Genomic DNA, 19,380 nt, shown 5'->3' with positions numbered 1-19,380 from the left:
AAGAATAGGTAAATGATTTGAATTGCAGATATAAAATAGATTGATGGAAGTATTGTGTGGATACGCGTACTTTTACGAGGGAAAATAGAAACTAGGTGTAAAAGCCCAAGTATTGCAATAAGTGATCCCATCGCTGTAAATTTTCCTGCAATGCACTCCACCGACGGCAAGTTTTGATATAAAAGTGAGATTATATCCGATATTGCCAATATGGCTACTCCCGAGCTAAATAGGAGTACTACATAACTAAGAACTGAGTTACCCAATTTATAATATAAATAGGAGCAAAGGAAACTGAAAATCAGAATAGTGGCTATATCGGCAATCACCCCTCCATCCATTATTATAGCATCAGCTTTGCTCTTATATAATTGTTTTTGCAAAAATTAATCTTGGAGCTAGGTCTTCAAAGCTTTTAAAATTTCCTCACGGAAATATTTTGGGCTTACATTCTTCACTATATAGTCCCTTGCTCCCGCATCCAAAGCTTCCTTTATCACATCCTGTTTATCAAGTCCACTTATCACCATTATATTCGCATCTTTGTCCAGAGCTTTTATCTCTTTAATTACATCAATTCCATTTGAATCTGAGAGTATAATATCCACCAAAACTATATCTGGCTTCTCTTCTTTGAATTTCTCAATAGCTTCTTTCTTGTTTTTTGCCCAGATTATTTCGATGCCCTCTTTTTTAAGAACATCTCTTAGGAATTTGTAGAACAATTCTGAATCATCAGCCAAAAGTAGCTTATTCATAACACCTCCTCCTTTATTATCTCTGGATATCCTTTCTCTGAAGATAGGCTCAAGTGATACACCCTTGTCCATGGTTTTATTCCATACATAATTATGTCGCCATTTACATTCTTAAATTTAAGATAGATATCTGCTAAGCCAGCACTGAAGTTCTTTATTGCTTTATTTGACATCTTTCCTGAGATTATGAGCAAGCCACCGTGTTTTCTAACAAAGTTCCTCATATAATCAATTAGTTGCATTATCTGGTGTTCTTCCAAGAAGTTAAATAGCCTGTCGTATCCAATAATTACTAGAGGATTCATATCTTCCTCGGTTATGCACCTCTCCATACTCTCAATTATCCTTTTTAAATTATAGAAATTGGTTTCTACAACAAAATCCTCAAGCTCTTTTTCAGGATAGATTATCCTCAGGTTTGAAATGTATTTGTGGATGTTAAAGAGATAGATTTGATATTTTATCTCGTTCATATCCATATCATTAGGAGGTAAAATTATACTTTTTATTCCGTTCTTTAAGAAATTTGCAGTTGTGCTCATAAGAGTGATAAAATGATATATTTTTGGCACATACTCTTCAAAATCGTAAAGTACTGTATTTCCCCTCTCAAAACTCAAAATGTCATCAAATACCATTGAAGGCACTCCATACCCGATCTTTATATCCTTCTTTGGAATATCAATTATCTCTTTGGGATGTTTGAATGGATGTGATATTAATATATTAGCCATCCCGTTCTTTAGGGTGAAAAAGTACTCAGATTTTTTAATTCCCACTCCCCTTAACTTATCCAGTATCAAATATCTGTAGAGCCTTCCATTTTCAATATTTTTCTTTAATGTTATAACTCCATCTGCCACATATGAAAGAGTGTCATCTTTGTCTCCCTCTCTATTTATTATCAAATTTACACCTAAATCAGAGAGCTTAACGAGGTTTAAAAGGAAGCGCTCAGGATCGTATATATCCTTTCTCTCTTGCTCCTCTATGGATTTATACTTCAACTCTTCAATTAAAGTATACCAGCTGTCCAAGATTATTGTATTTATGCTACCCTCTTCTATCTTGTTCAATGCGAGTCTGAACGATTCTGGAAGTAAGAAAAATAAGTTTCCGAACTTGTGCGTTGTCTCATAATCATACTTTTCATCAATTATCAAAATCCTATTCTTTGCCTCTTCATCAATCCATGGATAGTTCCTTACTATATCTTGATAAACTTTTCTAGGAGCAATTAAAATCGTATTTTTCAAATCTTTCATTAGAGTTAGAGAAAATAAGGTTTTCCCAGTACCTGGCTCACCTCTAATCAAGAGCACGGTGCCATTCTTTTGCAGAAAATTTCCAATCTCTGTTGGCCAGTTCATAAATTTTTAAATGAGAGCAATAGATATTAAATTTTCGCCATAGATATTCCTTATGGTAATTTTTTAATACTCAATAGGGATAATCATCTATGGCTGTGATATCTCTTGGTGGCTCGATTGTGTGTGGGGATAATATTGATTTCAATTACATATTCTCATTTCGCAAATTTTTAGAGGAGCAGTCCAAGAATGATAAAATATTCTTAGTTGTAGGCGGAGGTAAAATCGCCAGGGATTACATTTCTATGGCCTCAAAACTTGGTATGAATGAGTTCTTACAGGATAGAATAGGTATAATGGCTAGCAGAATAAATGCTTCTCTATTCCTTGGAAATTATTCGTATCCAAAAGTAGCGGATAATGTGGAGGAGGCGGTGATTGCCTCCGGTAGCTATCCTGTTGTACTTATGGGAGGCACAGAGCCTGGACATACTACAGACGCAGTTTCTTTACTCATTGCGGAGAGGATAGGGGAGAGAAGGGTCATAAATATGACTTCTGTTGGAGGAGTGTATGATAAGGACCCGAGAAAGTACAAAGATGCAAAAATTATAAGGAGAATGAGTTATAGAAAAGCACAAGAGATGTTTTTGAGTAGAGATATGGATGCAGGACTAAATTTACCCTTTGATTTAGTATCTATAAAAATTGCGGAGAGGAGCAAGATAGAAATATGCATAATGGGAAAAAGCATAGAAGATTTAAAAAAGGCGATGTTAAATGGAGAATGTAAAGGAACGATTATTGGAATCACTAACGATTGATATAAAGAAAAAAGAGAAAATAAGTATATTTTTGCTATTGCCCGCGATATTTGCATTCATATGGGCACTCTTACTTTTTTTATCACCTATTCTATTACCACCAAATTCCGTGTATTTAGGCAATAATGGAAAAGTTAGTGTTATGGATAATGCACCTTACATAAATTCCCATATTTCTAATCCATTTATTAGGGGAATTTATTTAATTGGGGATGTTATGTGTCACCAGCATGCAGATCGCTCGTTCTTTATAAATGGAAATCAGATGCCATTCTGTGCAAGATGTACTGGCATATTTATGGGCTTGGCTTTTGGTGCTTTCATAGGCGCACTTTTCCGCGTGCGCGTTGGTACATTGTTTTATTTTTTAATCATTCTCATTATGGGTGTTGATGGCTTCCTTCAGCTTATAACCTCCTATGAGAGTACAAACTTTATTAGAATAGTAACAGGAAACTTAGTTGGAACTTTTACCTCTATGGTTTTTTACTATATTTATTATGATATCCACGAGTTTTCTCGTAAATGATTTTACCATCGTAGAGAATCCTTATAACTCTATGATACGGAATCATTCCGTTCTTGGTAAATATGAATCTATCTCCCATATCTTCTATATCCTCTCCTTTTAAAATTGCATAGCCCCTCGGGCTCAATCTATCTATATAGTGTACTTCGATGAGATTAAAATCTCTGTCTTGCCGCCATTTGTACTCATTTAATATTTTTCTCACCATTTTGAACGCCTTCTCCTGCTATGCTTTACATATAAATATCCAAGTATATGGACCATTATAGCCACCGATACCCAGGAGATGAGTACTGAGGTAATACTGTAAATTCCAAATATGTATCCTTCTGAGCCCAAGGTTAGAACCAACACTAAAGAACCGTAGGTTTTGCATCCAAATAATGGGAAGATTCTCTTCCATTTAAGCTTAACAGAAATATATCCTAATAAAGTGTATCCTAAAAGGAATAGAAAAACATAGAAACTCATATTTATTGAACCAAGCATTATCAAAAAGCTAAGAGTGTTTGCGTAAACACTGCTCCAACTTACATAGTATTTCTCTACAACTATTCCAATATATATGAGTAATAAAGCGCTAAGTATTGTGGCTACTTGAGGGCTGAGTATTATCACAGATGAGCATACTCATTTAGAATTTAAATTTTCCCAGATTATCTTTGCCCCAGATTGCTCTAAGTAATGAATGAGGTATTTAGCCCATCTGAGCTTTTTTCTCTTTCTTATCATATCTTTTCCTTCTTTAATCCTTGGATTTTCAAAGTCAAATCCAAGGATATGTATCTTTGCATCAAAATGAGCCGCAAGGAATACGCATCTATCTCCGTCGGTGAATCCTCCAAAGTTATATACATTTTCCAAGGGCTCTATTTGCGTGGTTCCGAATTTCTTAGGAAAGAACTCTGCGTATGGAAGGAGAGGTATATTGTCTCCATGGGCATGTATCCCAAAGACTGAACTTTTTATTCTGATTAGTGAATCTATGTCCCCATCTAAATCACTCATAACTATCGTTGGTTTAATTCCTAAATCATTCAGTATTACTGCTGCGTCATCGGCAGCTATTATTGTTGCTCTATCGGGTATCAGTTCTATCTCATTTTCCAACGAGGGGGAGAACCCAACTACATACACTTCTTCACCTATCAGATTTCCAATATCCCCTATACTAAGGACTTTATCTCCAAGTATTTTAGAGAGAGTGTTGCGGGATTCAATTTCTTTTTCTCTTCTGAATTTAAAATCTCTCTCAATTTCCTCATACAACTTCATCCAGTTCTTCCATTTCATTTCTCTCTTCCTCTGGCTCTTCTATTAACCCTTCTTCCTTTAACTGTCTCTGCAACAGGGCGGCCATGATAGCAAGGACTATGCCACTTGCGACCATGATGGTAATGGGAATGAGAGACGCTTCACTCTTGGCATTGAGAAGTACAAGAAGGTAATCAAGAGTGGAATATATGATTATACCGGTTGAGACAGTGGACAAAAGGGCAATCCAGAAACTCTTGGTGTATGTTCCTTTATGAACCCAGATATCAAATGTTTTGCCACCCTCCCTTATCAGTACTGCAAATACAAACCACACTATGAAGGTATGCAAGAATATGATGAGTTGTATTATAATATCACTTCCTGCCAAAGCATCATTATACGCAAGATCCAGTCCAACTATCAAGAGAAGAAAAGCTAAAGTATCGGATATGATTGTAATTTTTGCCTGAGCCATTGAAATTTTGATACGGTTTACAAAATGCGCGGTCCTCCTTCTTATGCTATATGCCCTGTCAAGAAAGTAAAGACCGAGAGTGAGAGTTATTACGGTAAGAGCCATTGTTCCCGGCCCCATAAGGTTCCACCCTGGAAAGAAGTACTTTATTGTGGCGACAAGAATTGATGAAAAAGCATATGCTAAGAAAATCAACGCAACTGGCACGAGGATCTTTTTGACCATTTTTTTATCTTTCAAAGCTCTCATCAGTATGTAATAAGTACTTTCAATATTCTTCGATTGCCTTACAATGACTTTTCTCATATGGGCTATTGGCACTCTGGATGTTACCAATGGAAGAATGTACTCATCCTCACTCCCATCACTCACAAAAATCACATTTTTAGGTTTAACTTTCCTTATTACCTTATCCAACTGCTTTGCTATTATCTCATCACTCTTAATCCCAACATTTTCATGACCTGTGAGGGTTGCAACTTCAATGTCTTTTCCCTCCTTTTTCATTCTATCATAAAGAGACACGGCAGCAAATATTGCGTTAGCATCAGAGTCCTCTGGGTCAGCTAAAGCTAAAGCCACAGCTGCATCTAAGTTATTCTTTCTCCCAATTATCGGGCCTTTAACTCCCGCCTTTCGTCCAAGGTCATCGTCTCTGTCAACGCAGAGAATAAGGGTGGTCACGCTCTCTAAATGTACTTTAATTTATATTAATCTTTTTGTGGAAAATTTGCAGAAAAATCTTTAACCATTGTCTATATTTTCCTCTTATGGTACTTCTTGAATTTGAAGATGAAACTTTGGAGATTAAGCCTTCAAAGATTGTATGTTTGGGCAGGAATTATGCAGAACATGCCAAAGAAATGAAAAGTGAAGTTCCAAGCAGACCTGTTATTTTCCTCAAGCCTCCATCTGCTTTGATTGGCCCCGATGAAACTATAATTTTGCCTAAAGATAGTAAAAATGTTCATCATGAGGTTGAACTTGCAGTTATAATTTCACAGAAAGCAAAGAATGTAAAAATAGAAAAAGCCATGGATTATGTGCTTGGATATACCATTTTATTGGATATAACTGCTCGGGATTTGCAGGACGAGGCAAAGAAAAAGGGCTTGCCTTGGAGCGTGAGCAAGGGATACGATACCTTTGCACCGATAGGGCCAAGAGTTGTGGATGGGGAAATAGACCCCCATAATTTGGAAATAGGATTAAAAGTTAATGGAGAGATAAGGCAGAAGGGAAATACAGCTCGGATGATATTCAAAATACCTGAGATAATTTCTTACATTTCTTCCATAATGACTCTGGAACCTGGAGATATAATTGCTACAGGCACACCAAGCGGAGTGGGGAGAATAGAGAATGGAGATGAAATAGAAGCTTGGATAGAGGGAATAGGGGTGCTAAAAGAAAAAGTTATCAGAGAATAGAAGCAAGCAGGGCTGGGAGCCTGCCCACATCATTTATAACATAATCCACATTTTTTACGGGTTCTTTTGTAACACCGCTCAGCACTAGTACTTTTTTTGCTCCTAATTTTTCTGCGAGAAGCATATCAGTCTCAATTCTATCACCTACAACCCATATATCTTCACTTCCTAGTAAGGATTTTATCATATTCACATAGGGCTCATTGGGCTTTCCCATAACTCTGGCTTTTTTTCCCGTTGCTGCTTCCAAGGCGGCCACCATACTCCCTGCTCCGGGAATCAGCCCCTCCTCTGACGGGAAATTTTTGTCATCATTCGTGGCAATGAATTTTGCCCCGTTATTTATGGCCAAACATCCTGCCTTTAGCTTCTCGTAAGTTAAGGTAGTATCCATGCCTACTATAACATATTCCGCTTTGCTCCAATTTTTTAAATCAAGGATGCCCCATCCAATTCTCTTTATCTCTTCGAATATTCCTATCTCACCAATTATGAGTGCAGAAGCTCTATTTTCCTCTTTTTTTAGAACTTCTGCCGTCACATAGGCGGATGTTATGATATTCTTCTCTTTTACTTTTATTCCCATATTTTTTAGTTTTTCCACATACATCTCTCTTGTTTTTGTGGAATTGTTAGTGGCGAGAAGAAAGGGGACGCTATTATCCTGTAAGAATTTTATGAAAGTATCCGCACCCTCTATTTTTCTATTCCCCCGATAAAGCACGCCATCCATGTCTATTACGAATTTCATATGCATACCGGGGAATTATCTACATTGATTTAATGTTTTTTAGAATAAATGCTCTGTGTTTTTATCTCATATATTTCCTTGCAAACACCGTTAAGAACACTGCCCACATAAACATTCCAAAGATTGCTTCTAAGGAGGCAAATACTTTTGCATATCCTATCGGGTGCATATCTCCATATCCGAGAGTTGTGGCTGTAACGATACTGAAATACCAATAATCCCAAGGGCTAGAAGCACCTACAATTCCACCTAAGAACCAATATAAAAGAGGAAACACAACTAGTACAGCTCCTACCCATAGCCAAACGGGACGCTTCCAGTTTGTTCCATATTCGCAGGTCAAATCGGCCAGTAAAAACTCAATCCCTACACTAAAAATAGTGAATATGTAATCTTTAATTTTGGAAAATACTGGTTTTTTAGAATTTTTTATATTTTCCAATCTTGCTTTTCTTAAATATCTTTTTTCTTTACGAGGATAAGTTGAATTCCTCGAAAAACATGAAAAAAGAAGAATAAAAATAAGGAAGGATTAGACATAGAGATCATAGGCAAGAACTTTGAAGAGCAGGAGTTTAGAAGCACCAGAGAAAGAATGGGAAAATATGTAATCTCCAACAACTCTTTTGAAAGAGTGGAAGACTGATTCAATTACATTTCTATGCGAGTACTTCTTTTTCCAGTCAGGTGATTTGCTCTTTTCTAACAATCTCCTTCGCAATCCTCTTCTTGCTTTATTACGGATTGCTATGTATGGAGTTCCTCCTTTATTCAGAACAAATCGTATGTTACGTAGAGAATCATAGCCCTTATCTGCATACACTTCTTTTACTCTCTCTTCCTCCAAAAGAGGAATGAGGTACGGTGAATCGTTAGTGTGCCATTTTGTAACTATTGCATTGGTAATGAGCTTCCTCTCAATATCCACAGCAGCATGCAATTTCAATCCTTCTCTTATTTTTCCTACTTCTCCGATTCGCTGTGTGTAGTAGTATGAACGGTAATAAATTTGAATACCTGTGGAATCCACTGCAAATTTATTGGGTATTCCCATTATTTTCACTATTTCTCTAAGCACAATGCGAATCCATCGTTCTGGTATTCTTCTCAACTCTCTTGAAATTGTGCTTTTATGGGGGATTTTCTTCAATCTCATTACCCTCTTTATCTTTCTCATTTCTCGCACAATCTGGAGCATTCTTTCTATACTTCCCACATACTGTGTCAGCACTATCAGCATCATGTGCTGGTGCAGAGTGTAATCTTTCCTAGAGTACTTGCTCCAGTAAAGAGGAATATTTGCTCTCTTTAGAGCTTTCATCCCCATTTTCACAACCTTGTACAGGTCTAATTTCCTGCTCATCCTTTATTTATATCCCCTATTTTATTTTTATGTGGGGTTGCAACTCACCCCTTTACGAAACAAATCGTCAGCTAGATCTCTCCCATCTTCTCTTTCATAGATTTTTCTTTGAACTCTGCAGGCTTCTGCTCTACTTACCAGATTTTCTATTTTCTCTAAAACAAACTCAAGAGATAAATCTTTATTAAATTGAGTGAAATTAAAGCTTATTTCCCCAATCTCTCCTCCACTTCCGAAAGGCACAAAGAGAAGAGAATCCTCAAAAGTAGCTCCGTCTAATCTCATATCTTTTACAGAGTCAATTGAAAACAAAGCCGGCCCATAAAATTTAGTTCTAATAAGTTCTATCCTTTTGCCGCTTATACCCTTAAAATCAACCCCCTTTTTAAAAGTTGAAAATGAAAAACAATGTGTATCAAAATAAATATTCTCCGCAAATACCATTTCTTCAAAAGTGGATAGACCAAGAACGGTGATATCATAAAATTTAGTATTACGAAACCAAACACTCTTTTTAAAATGGGAGTGTGTAAAATCCGCACCTTTTTTAAATTGGGTACCATTGAAGGAAGCAAAATCAAACTGAGAGTTGTTAAATTCAGGAGTAAATTCAAACACAGCATCATCAAATTTAACATCACCTCTGAACTCTATTTCCCTAAAAGTAAAATTGCAATCCTCTGGAATTTCAGGAAATACGAATCCACTAAAGTTAATGTTCCCGTCAAAGATGAATCTATCAAAGAACCCAATAACATCATCATATGTTTCTTCCGTTTCGGGTTTATATTTTAAAATTAACATTTCATAAAATTTCTTTGCCTCCTCATCAGTTTTATTCGGCTTATGAAAAATGCAATACTCATCATCTTTTGTTTCTTCGTCACAGTTGCCATAATGGGCAAGCTTACACATAGGAAATTATAATTTTTCATCATATTTAAACTCAACTTTTAAAGGATTATTGCGGAGTATTTAGGCAGAAATAATATATAGGTGGCAACTATAAAGATTTGAAGGTGATATTATGCCACTGAAGTTTGATGAGATTGCAGAATTGAGGGTATTGACAGGGCAAGTGGTAGGATATAGGGCCCTATTGGGCTACAATAGAGTTGCATTTGTTGCAATGAAGAATGTGCTTTGCACAGCTATTGGCTCTTCTATGGAATCTTCTTACATATCTGCCACTGGTGGAGAATGCAGGTACTTTGTGATAGATGATAACTATGAGTCCTTGGCTGAAGAGCTTGAAAAGTACCATCCTAATCTGATAGCGGTGTTTATTGGAGGAAGCAAAGAGTTTGACAAGTTGAGAGAAATTTTGCATGAGTTCTTTGAAGCATTGGCAAAGAGAGAAATTGATACAGATTTTCTGTTCCATCTTTACACTTATGTAAAAGTGGGTCTAGATGTGCTTCGCGAGGATGAGGACATAAGAAATTACCTTGCAGATAAGAGATTAATGGCTTATACGGCTAACTTTGATGAGGGTCTTGTGGAGATAAGAGAGGTCTATCTGCTAGATGATGATATATACAGTGAAATCGTTGAAGAGTATCCCATATCATTCAGACATACTCGCATATTCAACCAAGGACTAAAAGGCAGGATCATCAAATTCGAAATGGAGTGAGGACCATGCGCATCTTGGTATTAAGCGACATTCATGGCAACTATGACTCCCTTACTTTAATTCTTGAGAAAGAAAAATACGATGCAGTATGGTTTCTGGGAGATTTAACAGATTATGGGCCGGAGCCACATCTCGTGCTGGACACACTTAGGGATTTAAAGCCGGAGGTTTGGATCACAGGGAATCATGACTATGCCAATGCTTTTGGTGTTGATTGTAAATGTGGAGAAAAAACCCATGATTTGAGTGTTTATACAAGGGAAAATATAACGCAGAAACTTTTGAGCAAGGAAGACCTACAATTTTTAAGAACATTGCCTGTGAAGAAAGAGAGCAAAATTTATGGGAAAGATTATCTGTTTGTGCATGCGTGCCCTGCAGATCCACTCTACGGATACATGTTTGATTTTATGCCAGAGTGTATGAGAAATGAGCTTGGGGGAGTTATAACTACGGATTATCTTCTCTTCGGACACACTCATTTTCCAGTACTTGGAGAGTATAATGGAATGGTGTATCTGAATCCCGGAAGTGCAGGACAGCCAAGAGATGGAGATCCCAGAGTTTCTTATGCAATATACGAAGACGGAAAATTTGAGTTAAAACGCTTAGATTATCCAGTGGAAAGAACAATTGAAAAGCTCAGAAAAATAATTGATAGGAAAGATTATTTGGAGAGATTAATATCCATCTTGTTTCACGGAAAGGTTTAGAGAATCAAAGCCACCACATCATCCACATTGAGTACTGCAACTTCCTTTCCTCTGTATACTTTTTTCCTCTGCACTTTTACCATATCCTCCGTTATTTTCACGCTGTTTATCTCAGCCTTGCCTCTCTGAATATCGTTCCAAAGTTTTTGAGGATCTGAAGATTTTATAAATTCTATAATCTCCTTTGCCTTATCCCTGAATCTTGGGCCAATTACTGCGAAATTTGGCTGTAATGAAGAAACAACATCTTCAATCTCTCCCTCGATCTCAGTGGATATTTTGCATTTGAATGTCCCCTCGATATCTTCAATGCCGTGTTCAATTCCCTCAATAATGATCTCTTTAATTTCTTTCTTATTCTCATTTTTCCACCTGCGAATTTCTGCTATAATGTTTTTGACTTTCTCTCCCTCTTTGATAGCCATCTCATCTATGAATATTGGTTCTGGCCAGGAGGTTATATGTACACTCTTTTCTCCTTCAAATTTTCTGTAGTGCTCTTGATAAATCTCCTCAGTTATATGAGGCATAATCGGTGCGAACATTTTCACTATCCCCAGAAATACATTGTAAAGCGTATACTTTGTAGATTCCTCGTTTAATCTGTGCTTTACCATTTCTACATAGTGGTCTGCAAAAACATTCCACATAAAATTCTCTACGAGCTTCACTGCCTTATCATATCTGTATTCATCCATATATTTTGTTGCCTCATCCACAACCTCCGAGTACTTGGAGATTATCCACTTATCCATAAAATTAAGTTTTTCCATAGGTATCTCTTTAATGCCATCTTTGATGGCAGAACCAACAAATTTGCCCAAGTTGTACAATTTTATTATGACTTTTCTACCTCGAATTGTATCTTTATAGCGGAAGGGTGTATCCTCGCCAGGAGTGCATTTAGCTGCAAAGAATCGAAGTGCATCTGCTCCATATTCATCTATAATTTCTAATGGATCAACAACATTGCCCCAGGAGGTGTGCATGGGCCTTCCATCAGGAGCGAGAATAAATCCATCAATTGCTATATCTTTCCATGGTTTCTCTCCAGTGACACTCTTGCAGCGGAGAATTGTATAGAATGCCCATGTTCTTATTATGTCGTGGCTTTGAGGTCTTAGGCTCATTGGATATAGTTTCTCAAATTTTTCATCATCTCTTGCCCAGAAGGTGTTGTAAAGAGGAGAGATGGAAGAATCAACCCAAGTATCAAAAACATCCTCTGTTCCATGCAGGGGGGCACCACAAATAGGGCATTTTTCGTAGGGTGGAGGGTCTATTGTGGGATCCACATGCCTGTCCATCTTCTGCAGCTCCTCGAATTTCGGCACGAATGTATGGCCGTTCTCACACTCCCAGATAGGAATTGGCGTAGCGAAATATCTCTGGCGCGAGACGACCCAGTCCCATTCTAGAGACTCCACCCAGTCGTAGAGTCTCTTCTTCATCCACTCTGGATGCCAGTTTATCTCTTCCGCTGTTTTCTTAACTTCGTCTTTTAAATCTTTTATTTTGATAAACCATTGCTCTTTATTGATTAACTCTATGGGAGTATGACAGCGCCAGCACACACCTACATTCTGCTCGATTTCATCTTGCTTTATGAGCAGATCCATATTTTTCAAATCTTCAATTATTGCCTTTCTTGCATCCTCTACAGGCATTCCTGCATATTTTCCTGCTAATTCTGTCATTTCACCCTTGTCGTTTATGCCCTCTAGAAATTTAAGATGATACTTGTAAATCCACTCTAAATCGTCCTTATCACCAACGGAGCATATCATAACAGCTCCTGTGCCAAAATCTTTATCAACTTTCTCATCCGCCACAATTTCAACTTTCTGCCCGTATATCGGCACTATGGCGTGTTTTCCCACAAAATCCTTGTATCTTTCATCATCAGGATGCACAGCAATGAGCTGGCATGTGCACAAAAGCTCAGGTCTTGTAGTGGCTATTACTATCTCTCCTCCCTCCTCCACCTTGAACGGAACGTAATTCAATTTTGTTTTTCTTTTCTGATACTCTATTTCTGCATCCGCTATGGCAGTTCCGCATCTTGGACACCAGTTTACAGGATGCTTTGCCTTATACACAAGACCTTTCTCAAACATCTTTATAAAGGATAATTGAGTAATTCTCCTGTAGTAAGGGGCATCCGTTTGATAGTATATTGTGGGATCCATCGCCTCTCCAAGAATTTTGAACTGGCGAATCATCTCACCAATATTTGCATTTGCAAAATCCTCGCAGAGCTTTATGAACTCTTGCCTTGGTGTTTCACGCATTTTTATCCCGTATTTTTTCTCCACATTCACCTCTATAGGCATACCGTTTACATCAAAACAGAGTGGATAGAATACATTGTAACCACGCATTCTCTTGTACCTAGCTATGAAATCTATGTGAGTATAATGTGTGGCGTGGCCTATATGCAGTTTTCCACTTGCATATCGGGGCGGGACATCTATACTAAAAATCGGTTTATCGCTCTCAGGGTCAAATCTGTAAATTTTCTCCTTCTCCCAGAAATCTTGCCAGTGAGCCTCTCGCTCCTTGAAATCGTACATAATAGGGTGAAATGAAGAGGGAATATAAAAATTTGGGCTCTTGAAGTTATAGAGAAATTAATGAACACACTGAGAATTAAGTTATTGTCAATATGCTAATAACGGCCTCTCTCTTAACGGAAGAATATCCTAAAGCCATAATCTTCTCGGAAGATATGGAAAAAGCTTTTTCGTACCATCCGGTAAAATGATCAACAAATTTATCAATCATTTTCAAGTTTTTATTTGACATATAAATTACAGGCTTTTCTCCATACTCACCTGCAAGGATTATTAGATCTCCTTGAATCTCAGCGCTCAATATTGTGCTATTTTTGAATCTAATTTCTCTCTCCCCGTTTTCATCTATTTTCATTGCAATTCCTATATTATCTTTTGTTCCAACAACCAATAACGAATCATCGATTTCCATGGCTGAATAAATCAGGAGATTTGGAATCTCCCTCTTCCATATTTCTTCCAATTCTCCATTTATCCGAATTATTCTGCCATACCATCTATTTAAGTGCTTGTAAGAGTAGCATAGAAATCTGGAGAATATTCCTCCTGCAAGTACATCCTCATACTTTTCGGACTTTTTAATATCTAATAATTTAAGCTCTTTGTCCAACTTCATTGTGAAAATGTAGTTTTCTTCGTCTCTACTTTCGCCCATACTCCAGAACTCATTTTCTTTGCTAATCATCGAGTAAATCGTATCATTGCCACTAATAGTGTAACTACTTTCCCTTAATTTTTCACCATCTTCATCCACAGAGAGTATGTACGCTTTCCATCCCTTCCCACCGCTCTCTGTTGCTTTACCATAAGCATTACCACCAATTAAATATCCATTTCTTCCTTTAATTATTGTCTGAGCTTCGTACTCATATTCATTTCCATAGATTTTACTCCACGATTTCTCCCTATTTTCATTGGTTTTCAATAGGAGAATCTTGTATTTTCCATCTATTTTTACATCTCCTGTGAGCATCCAGCCATTCTCGGCTCTGCAGAAATCTGTAAATATGGTATCTTCGCCGAATTTGTAATTAAAATGTTTTATTTTTCTCATTGGGCGGTGAGAGATTTCGTGTATTAAATAGTTCATTCTTCGCCAATACCTTAATATCCCCGCAGGGAGTTATGCCATGAGATGAAGAAAAAGAGATTGGTTAGGATTTCCAAAGAGCCAGAGGTGCCGAAGGAGCAGTTTAACAACTGGATGAGGTATGTCGTTCAGAGCAGTATGGATTTGAAAGAGATGGAAGCCCTCCTTTATTTACAGAAAATGCAAAGAGCGTGGACGCAGAAAGCAGCGAAAGAATGGCTCATAGCGAAGACGGGGGCGTATAATATAATAGGCAGGCTGAGAAACACGGGGCTTATGATAGAAGTGGGAGAAGAAGGTGGTGCAAAATTATACTCTCTCCTTGCTTCGGATGAGATTAGGAAATGGTTAAGTAGATATGGCGGAGAGAACATGAAATTAAGCACTGAGGAGGCGATGCGGGAGTATCAAGATGTAGTGCTTAGATTGAAGACTGAGTATGAGTTTTTTGTTAAGAATGTGAGAGAGGATGATGTGGAAGAATGGATCTCGCAAATTCACTCTATAGGGGATATCGTGGAGTATGTGAAGAGCATAATGGGCGATAAGCTGTATATGGATGCTTTGTTACCCATAATACAGCAGTACTCCATAGCCAATGTACCTATCTACTCATCTGCAAATCCTGAGCGCAGGATAAATCAAACGGGCTTCTCCCTTGCATACTTTGGTGAGCCCGGCACGGGCAAAACATTCGCCACGGACGATTTGCTTCGGGGCAAGGAGGAGAAGGGAGTGCCGCCCCATGGTATGATAGGTCGTCTTCGCTATGCACAGGGTATGACTCCTAAGATGTTCATAGCTATACTGGAAGCGTATCAAGATTATCCCGTGGATTGGGTCATACCGGAGTTCAAAGATTTCTTTGCCTATCGAGGAATGGTAGAGAAACTTAAGTTAGTTATGGAGCGAAGAGAGGTCAGGGATGAAACTCGAACCGCCACAATTGGGCCCTATAAGGTCACAAGTTTCTTCATAGTGAACTACAACACCCAAGTAAATAAAGGAAGATGGAAAAGCACAATAAACGACCCAAATTTCAACGCCGTGGAGGATAGGATGCTTTGCAAATTATTTCTCAATACTCACGAGAGAAGAAAGTTGATTTGGGAGAATATGAAGCGCATCGCTGCAGGCAAGGTGGATTATTACTTAGCAGAGCCTCTTAGGAAGCATATGACCTATACATATCATCTTCTTAATAAGCAAAATGCAAGGGTAATTGTAGATGAAGATGATTTTATTAGAATTGGAGATGATATAGCAGAGGCAATAAACGAGCACAATGCGCCTGTGAGTTTGAGGATAATTGATAGGGCATTGCAGATAGCTGCTTCTTCATCCTTGGTAAGATTTCTTGCAGAGAGAGAAAATGAGATATGGATAGATAGAACGAGCTTAGAACTCGCCGAGAATTTCGTTATGGATGAGATAGAGGCAAGGGCAAAGCGATTATAAAAAATTTTAAATCTCCGTATCCTATGTGCTGGTAGATGGAATTTAATGAAAATGAAATAAGAGATATGTGGCACGAGTTTTTTTCACGCACAGATTATGGAAACAAGTTGAATGAGATTGCGGACGAGTATCCTGATACAAGGAGCATTTACATAAGATTTGAGGATATTGAAAATTACAAACCTCTTTTTGCAGAGGATTTTTTGAAGAACCCTGAAATTTACATAAAGATTGGAGAGGAGGAGATAAGGAGTTATATTCACGATAACGAGAAGCATATTCATCTACGCATCCACCAATTGCCTAGGGACAGGAGAAAGGAGATACGAGAGCTCAGGAGTGTGCATGTAGGGCAATTTCTAAGCATTGAAGGCATAATAAGAAGGGCGAGCGAGGTGCGTCCTAAACTAAAATTCGGAGCTTTTAGATGTAGTGACTGTGGAGGAATTACTAAGATTGAGCAAACGGGAATTAGGTTAATTGAACCTGTGAAATGCGCAGTTTGCGGAAAATCTAGATTCTCAAATGATAAAAAATCAGCTCCCATAAAATTCACATTCATACCTGAGAAATCAGAGTTTGTAGACACGCAGAAGGCCGAGATTCAGGACAATCCTGAGAATTTGAGGGGTAGGGAGCAGCCCCAGCGTCTCATGGCTTACTTGGAGGATGATATTGCAGGAGAGATAGTGCCTGGAGATAGAGTGGTTTTAAATGGAATTTTGAAAGTCAAGGAGCGCAGGATGTTTGGAAATGTTCGCTCTACCGAGTTTGATATTTTCATCGATGTTGTGAGCATAGACAAGGAGAGCAAAGAGCTTGAAAGTATTGAAATAACGGAAGAGGATGAGAGATTGATAAAGGAGGAGGCTAGAAAGGGAGACATAATTGACAGAATGCGAAGGGCAATAGCCCCTACAATATATGGAATGGAGATAGAGAAAGAAGCGCTCCTGCTTCAAATGTTTGGAGGGGTAACCAAGAAAATGAAGGATGGAACGAGAATAAGGGGAGATATACATATCTTGCTTGTTGGAGATCCTGGTACTGCCAAGTCCCAATTACTGCAATATATGGCACAACTTGCTCCCAGAGGCATATACACCTCTGGCAAGGGCTCCTCAGCTGCTGGCTTAACTGCAACAGCAGTGCGAGATGAAACTGGACGCTGGACCTTAGAGGCTGGAGCATTAGTTCTTGCGGATTTAGGCCTTGCAGCCATTGACGAGATAGATAAGATGAACGCAACTGATAGGGATAGTATCTATCAAGCCATGGAGCAGCAGATAATCGCTGTAACTAAGGCGGGTATATATGCAACCTTGATGGCAAGATGCTCAATTTTAGGTGCTGCAAATCCAAAGTATGGGAGGTTTGATGTAAGTAGACCCCTCGTAGACCAGATTGACTTACCCACTCCTCTCCTATCTAGATTTGATGTAATATTCAAGATTCTTGATAGGCCCAATCCCGAGAGAGATAAGGCCCTAGCCAATCATGTTTTGGAGGCGCATTTGGCAGGTGAGATGCTTCAGCTTGAAGAAGAGGATAACATCGTTGTAAAGCAGTTTGAAACGGGGATGACTCCTGAGTTCATAAGGAAGTATGTGGCTTATGCAAAGAGAAATATAATTCCAAAGATGAGCGATGAAGCTAAGGATCTAATTTTGAAAAAATATGTGGATACGAGAAAAATGTACGAGGAGACAAAGGCAGTGCCTATAACTCCCAGGCAGCTTGAAGCTATGGTTAGGCTGGCAGAGGCATCTGCAAGGGCAAGATTGAGTGATATAGTAACTAAGGAAGATGCTGAGAGGGCAATTAGAATAGTGGATTATTTCTTAAAAGAAACATCTATGGACGAGAGCGGAATAATTGATTCAGATGTTTTATACACAGGGATAAGCTCAAGGCAGAGAAGCGCTATGGAGAGGATGGAGCTTATAATAAAGAGCCTAGCTAGTAGCAACAATGGGTTTGCAAGAAAGGAGGACATAATAGAAGAGGCCAAGAAAGAGGGTATAGATGAGGTGAAAGCAGAGCAGATATTGGAGAGGATGCACAGGCAGGGAATAATAGCAGAAACAAAGAGAGGAGTGTACAAATATGTCCAAGTTTGAGCACGGAATAGCAATGCGAATATACAAGATAAGAGGCGAGGTGATGCTCGCCGCATGCGATAGAGAGCTCTTGGGCAAGAAATTTGAAGAAGGGGAGCTTGTGATTGAAGTAAAGAAGAATTTTTACTATGAGGCATTTGTAAGTGAGCAGACATTTATAAACAGTATGAAAATCGCCACAATTGCGAATTTGGTGGGAGATAGAGTTATCTCGCTTGCGATAAGAGAAGGTTATATCGACGAGGAGAATGTTATGAGAATCGATGGAGTGCCCCATGCGCAAATGGTGCTGCTCTTCTAATCACTCTCTCCAATCTGTATTAACGCTCCTAATTCCTATTTTTGGTATGTAGAGCATTACCCTTTTATGCCTGCTTCTCTCGTGCATCTCAAATACTCTTCTCACCATTTTTATATCTATATCCAAAATTTCTGCAATCTTATTTTCGTTGAATCCAAGTTCCATACCATAGAGGATTTTATCCAAAATCTCATACTTTATTCCTATCTCCTTTTCATCACTCTGCCCTGGAAGTAATCCTGCAGTTGGGGCTTTTGAGATTATACGGGATGGTACTCCGAGCTTCTCTGCAAGCATTCTAACTTGTGTCTTGTACAAATCACCTATGGGTGCAAAATCGCTAGCACCGTCACCATACTTTGTGAAGTATCCTATCAAAATTTCACTTTTATTGCTCGTGCCAGTTACCAATCTATTTTCGTCATTGGCTATGCCATAAAGAATGGCCATTCTAATGCGTGCTTTCAAATTTGCAGTGCTCATCTCATTCTTTAATTTTATTTTCTCATTCATCTTCTCAACAATTTCTCCAATTTCTATTGTTCTGAATTCTATTCCAAGCTTCTCAGCCACGAGCTTTGCATCCTCTTTATCCTCTTTTGGCGTGATAGAATCTGGCATATGCACTCCAAGCACCTTATCCTTACCAAGAGCTTTCACACATAGAAAAGCAACCGTGGAAGAGTCCAGGCCCCCACTCAAGCCAATAACTGCATTTTTATCACCTACAAAATCCCTAATGAATCTTATTATCGTTTCTTCAGCATAATCGGGCAAGGTAAGTTCAAGCAT

The 19,380-nt window shown here is 38.3% G+C and carries 21 protein-coding genes; 8 read left to right on the top strand and 13 right to left on the bottom strand.

The genetic code is table 11. The annotated features are described in order from the left end of the window. Window positions 1–398 precede the first annotated feature (398 nt). On the bottom strand, window positions 399–758 hold the full coding sequence (locus tag ABOO_RS06025; protein WP_008085615.1) for a response regulator: 360 nt from the start codon (window positions 756–758) through the stop codon (window positions 399–401). Then, window positions 755–2,128 carry an RAD55 family ATPase gene (locus ABOO_RS06020; RefSeq protein ID WP_008085690.1) on the bottom strand — a complete coding sequence of 458 codons (1,374 nt, stop codon included), beginning with the start codon at window positions 2,126–2,128 and terminating at the stop codon, window positions 755–757. Before ABOO_RS06020 ends, ABOO_RS06025 begins: the two co-directional genes overlap by 4 nt. An 89-nt stretch (window positions 2,129–2,217) precedes the next feature. Here ABOO_RS06020 and pyrH point away from each other — a divergent pair, with 89 nt between their 5' ends. Both pyrH and ABOO_RS06010 read left to right on the top strand, forming a co-directional pair. Next, entirely contained in the window at window positions 2,218–2,892 is a 675-nt protein-coding gene (pyrH, locus tag ABOO_RS06015) for a UMP kinase (RefSeq protein WP_008085602.1), read from the top strand. After that, the gene (locus tag ABOO_RS06010) at window positions 2,849–3,421 is read left to right on the top strand and encodes a DUF2085 domain-containing protein (RefSeq protein ID WP_008085598.1); all 573 of its coding nucleotides are present in this window, start codon (window positions 2,849–2,851) and stop codon (window positions 3,419–3,421) included. The genes pyrH and ABOO_RS06010 overlap by 44 nt, the downstream gene beginning before the upstream one ends. Here the strand turns inward: ABOO_RS06010 and ABOO_RS06005 are convergent. Genes ABOO_RS06005 through ABOO_RS05990 form a run of 4 tightly spaced genes read right to left on the bottom strand, consistent with a single transcriptional unit; the run spans window position 3,369 to window position 5,837 of the window. After that, the gene (locus tag ABOO_RS06005; RefSeq protein WP_012997360.1) at window positions 3,369–3,629 is read right to left on the bottom strand and encodes a DUF504 domain-containing protein; all 261 of its coding nucleotides are present in this window, start codon (window positions 3,627–3,629) and stop codon (window positions 3,369–3,371) included. The genes ABOO_RS06010 and ABOO_RS06005 overlap by 53 nt on opposite strands. Next, complete coding sequence (locus tag ABOO_RS06000; RefSeq protein ID WP_012997359.1) at window positions 3,623–4,039, bottom strand: hypothetical protein; 417 nt, start codon at window positions 4,037–4,039, stop codon at window positions 3,623–3,625. Before ABOO_RS06000 ends, ABOO_RS06005 begins: the two co-directional genes overlap by 7 nt. Before the next feature lie 12 nt (window positions 4,040–4,051). Next, entirely contained in the window at window positions 4,052–4,714 is a 663-nt protein-coding gene (locus tag ABOO_RS05995; RefSeq protein ID WP_012997358.1) for a 6-hydroxymethylpterin diphosphokinase MptE-like protein, read from the bottom strand. Further along, entirely contained in the window at window positions 4,683–5,837 is a 1,155-nt protein-coding gene (locus ABOO_RS05990) for a DUF373 family protein (protein ID WP_008085721.1), read from the bottom strand. Before ABOO_RS05990 ends, ABOO_RS05995 begins: the two co-directional genes overlap by 32 nt. An 86-nt stretch (window positions 5,838–5,923) precedes the next feature. Here ABOO_RS05990 and ABOO_RS05985 point away from each other — a divergent pair, with 86 nt between their 5' ends. Then, window positions 5,924–6,583, top strand: coding sequence for a fumarylacetoacetate hydrolase family protein (locus tag ABOO_RS05985; protein WP_008085646.1), 660 nt, complete (start codon window positions 5,924–5,926; stop codon window positions 6,581–6,583). On the opposite strand, the gene ABOO_RS05980 is transcribed toward ABOO_RS05985, so the two are convergent. From ABOO_RS05980 to ABOO_RS05965, 4 genes are all read right to left on the bottom strand, one after another. Next, window positions 6,573–7,334, bottom strand: coding sequence for an HAD-IIA family hydrolase (locus tag ABOO_RS05980; protein WP_008085745.1), 762 nt, complete (start codon window positions 7,332–7,334; stop codon window positions 6,573–6,575). The genes ABOO_RS05985 and ABOO_RS05980 overlap by 11 nt on opposite strands. Before the next feature lie 61 nt (window positions 7,335–7,395). Beyond that, the gene (locus ABOO_RS05975) at window positions 7,396–7,611 is read right to left on the bottom strand and encodes an ion channel (protein WP_394294949.1); all 216 of its coding nucleotides are present in this window, start codon (window positions 7,609–7,611) and stop codon (window positions 7,396–7,398) included. 255 nt (window positions 7,612–7,866) lie between these two features. Further along, on the bottom strand, window positions 7,867–8,697 hold the full coding sequence (locus ABOO_RS05970; protein ID WP_008082531.1) for a transposase: 831 nt from the start codon (window positions 8,695–8,697) through the stop codon (window positions 7,867–7,869). A 27-nt stretch (window positions 8,698–8,724) separates the two neighbouring features. Next, the gene (locus tag ABOO_RS05965; RefSeq protein WP_008085720.1) at window positions 8,725–9,612 is read right to left on the bottom strand and encodes a pentapeptide repeat-containing protein; all 888 of its coding nucleotides are present in this window, start codon (window positions 9,610–9,612) and stop codon (window positions 8,725–8,727) included. Window positions 9,613–9,724: 112 nt separating this feature from the next. On the opposite strand from ABOO_RS05965, the gene ABOO_RS05960 reads away from it, so the two are divergent. Together ABOO_RS05960 and ABOO_RS05955 are read left to right on the top strand one after the other, a co-directional pair. Beyond that, a complete protein-coding gene (locus ABOO_RS05960; RefSeq protein ID WP_008085594.1) occupies window positions 9,725–10,333 on the top strand; it encodes a hypothetical protein in 609 nt (202 codons plus the stop codon). A gap of 5 nt (window positions 10,334–10,338) precedes the next feature. Beyond that, window positions 10,339–11,046 carry a metallophosphoesterase family protein gene (locus ABOO_RS05955; protein WP_008085652.1) on the top strand — a complete coding sequence of 236 codons (708 nt, stop codon included), beginning with the start codon at window positions 10,339–10,341 and terminating at the stop codon, window positions 11,044–11,046. Here ABOO_RS05955 and ABOO_RS05950 read toward each other — a convergent pair. Further along, window positions 11,043–13,619, bottom strand: a complete 2,577-nt coding sequence (locus ABOO_RS05950; RefSeq protein ID WP_008085600.1) for a valine--tRNA ligase — start codon at window positions 13,617–13,619, stop codon at window positions 11,043–11,045. The two genes, ABOO_RS05955 and ABOO_RS05950, sit on opposite strands and share 4 nt — an antisense overlap. Before the next feature lie 76 nt (window positions 13,620–13,695). Beyond that, window positions 13,696–14,673, bottom strand: coding sequence for a hypothetical protein (locus tag ABOO_RS05945; protein WP_008085704.1), 978 nt, complete (start codon window positions 14,671–14,673; stop codon window positions 13,696–13,698). Between the two features lie 81 nt (window positions 14,674–14,754). Between ABOO_RS05945 and ABOO_RS05940 the strand changes: the two genes are divergently transcribed. From ABOO_RS05940 to ABOO_RS05930, 3 genes are read left to right on the top strand one after another with little or no spacing between them, the layout of a single operon-like run. Beyond that, window positions 14,755–16,167: a hypothetical protein gene (locus tag ABOO_RS05940; RefSeq protein ID WP_008085716.1), complete on the top strand. Its 1,413-nt coding sequence runs from the start codon at window positions 14,755–14,757 to the stop codon at window positions 16,165–16,167. Window positions 16,168–16,202: 35 nt separating this feature from the next. Continuing rightward, complete coding sequence (locus ABOO_RS05935) at window positions 16,203–18,287, top strand: minichromosome maintenance protein MCM (protein WP_008085684.1); 2,085 nt, start codon at window positions 16,203–16,205, stop codon at window positions 18,285–18,287. Next, window positions 18,274–18,588 carry a DUF424 domain-containing protein gene (locus ABOO_RS05930; protein ID WP_012997356.1) on the top strand — a complete coding sequence of 105 codons (315 nt, stop codon included), beginning with the start codon at window positions 18,274–18,276 and terminating at the stop codon, window positions 18,586–18,588. Before ABOO_RS05935 ends, ABOO_RS05930 begins: the two co-directional genes overlap by 14 nt. Here ABOO_RS05930 and ABOO_RS05925 read toward each other — a convergent pair whose 3' ends face one another. Further along, window positions 18,589–19,380, bottom strand: a complete 792-nt coding sequence (locus ABOO_RS05925) for an NAD+ synthase (RefSeq protein ID WP_008085740.1) — start codon at window positions 19,378–19,380, stop codon at window positions 18,589–18,591. It abuts the gene before it with no gap.

This window comes from Aciduliprofundum boonei T469, assembly GCF_000025665.1.
In the GTDB taxonomy this organism is placed as follows: domain Archaea; phylum Thermoplasmatota; class Thermoplasmata; order Thermoplasmatales; family Aciduliprofundaceae; genus Aciduliprofundum; species Aciduliprofundum boonei.
This window is presented reverse-complemented; position numbering and strand designations above follow the sequence as displayed.

Coding starts and splice junctions, on each gene's coding strand:
- ABOO_RS06025 (WP_008085615.1), bottom strand. CDS start 758: ATGAATAAGCTACTTTTGGCTGATGATTCAGAATTGTTCTACAAATTC.
- ABOO_RS05940 (WP_008085716.1), top strand. CDS start 14,755: ATGAAGAAAAAGAGATTGGTTAGGATTTCCAAAGAGCCAGAGGTGCCG.
- ABOO_RS05980 (WP_008085745.1), bottom strand. CDS start 7,334: ATGAAATTCGTAATAGACATGGATGGCGTGCTTTATCGGGGGAATAGA.
- ABOO_RS06020 (WP_008085690.1), bottom strand. CDS start 2,128: ATGAACTGGCCAACAGAGATTGGAAATTTTCTGCAAAAGAATGGCACC.
- ABOO_RS05985 (WP_008085646.1), top strand. CDS start 5,924: ATGGTACTTCTTGAATTTGAAGATGAAACTTTGGAGATTAAGCCTTCA.
- ABOO_RS05925 (WP_008085740.1), bottom strand. CDS start 19,380: ATGCTTGAACTTACCTTGCCCGATTATGCTGAAGAAACGATAATAAGA.
- ABOO_RS05955 (WP_008085652.1), top strand. CDS start 10,339: ATGCGCATCTTGGTATTAAGCGACATTCATGGCAACTATGACTCCCTT.
- ABOO_RS05995 (WP_012997358.1), bottom strand. CDS start 4,714: ATGAAATGGAAGAACTGGATGAAGTTGTATGAGGAAATTGAGAGAGAT.
- ABOO_RS05930 (WP_012997356.1), top strand. CDS start 18,274: ATGTCCAAGTTTGAGCACGGAATAGCAATGCGAATATACAAGATAAGA.
- ABOO_RS05960 (WP_008085594.1), top strand. CDS start 9,725: ATGCCACTGAAGTTTGATGAGATTGCAGAATTGAGGGTATTGACAGGG.
- ABOO_RS05965 (WP_008085720.1), bottom strand. CDS start 9,612: ATGTGTAAGCTTGCCCATTATGGCAACTGTGACGAAGAAACAAAAGAT.
- ABOO_RS06005 (WP_012997360.1), bottom strand. CDS start 3,629: ATGGTGAGAAAAATATTAAATGAGTACAAATGGCGGCAAGACAGAGAT.
- pyrH (WP_008085602.1), top strand. CDS start 2,218: ATGGCTGTGATATCTCTTGGTGGCTCGATTGTGTGTGGGGATAATATT.
- ABOO_RS05935 (WP_008085684.1), top strand. CDS start 16,203: ATGGAATTTAATGAAAATGAAATAAGAGATATGTGGCACGAGTTTTTT.
- ABOO_RS05950 (WP_008085600.1), bottom strand. CDS start 13,619: ATGTACGATTTCAAGGAGCGAGAGGCTCACTGGCAAGATTTCTGGGAG.
- ABOO_RS05945 (WP_008085704.1), bottom strand. CDS start 14,673: ATGAGAAAAATAAAACATTTTAATTACAAATTCGGCGAAGATACCATA.
- ABOO_RS05970 (WP_008082531.1), bottom strand. CDS start 8,697: ATGAGCAGGAAATTAGACCTGTACAAGGTTGTGAAAATGGGGATGAAA.
- ABOO_RS06010 (WP_008085598.1), top strand. CDS start 2,849: ATGGAGAATGTAAAGGAACGATTATTGGAATCACTAACGATTGATATA.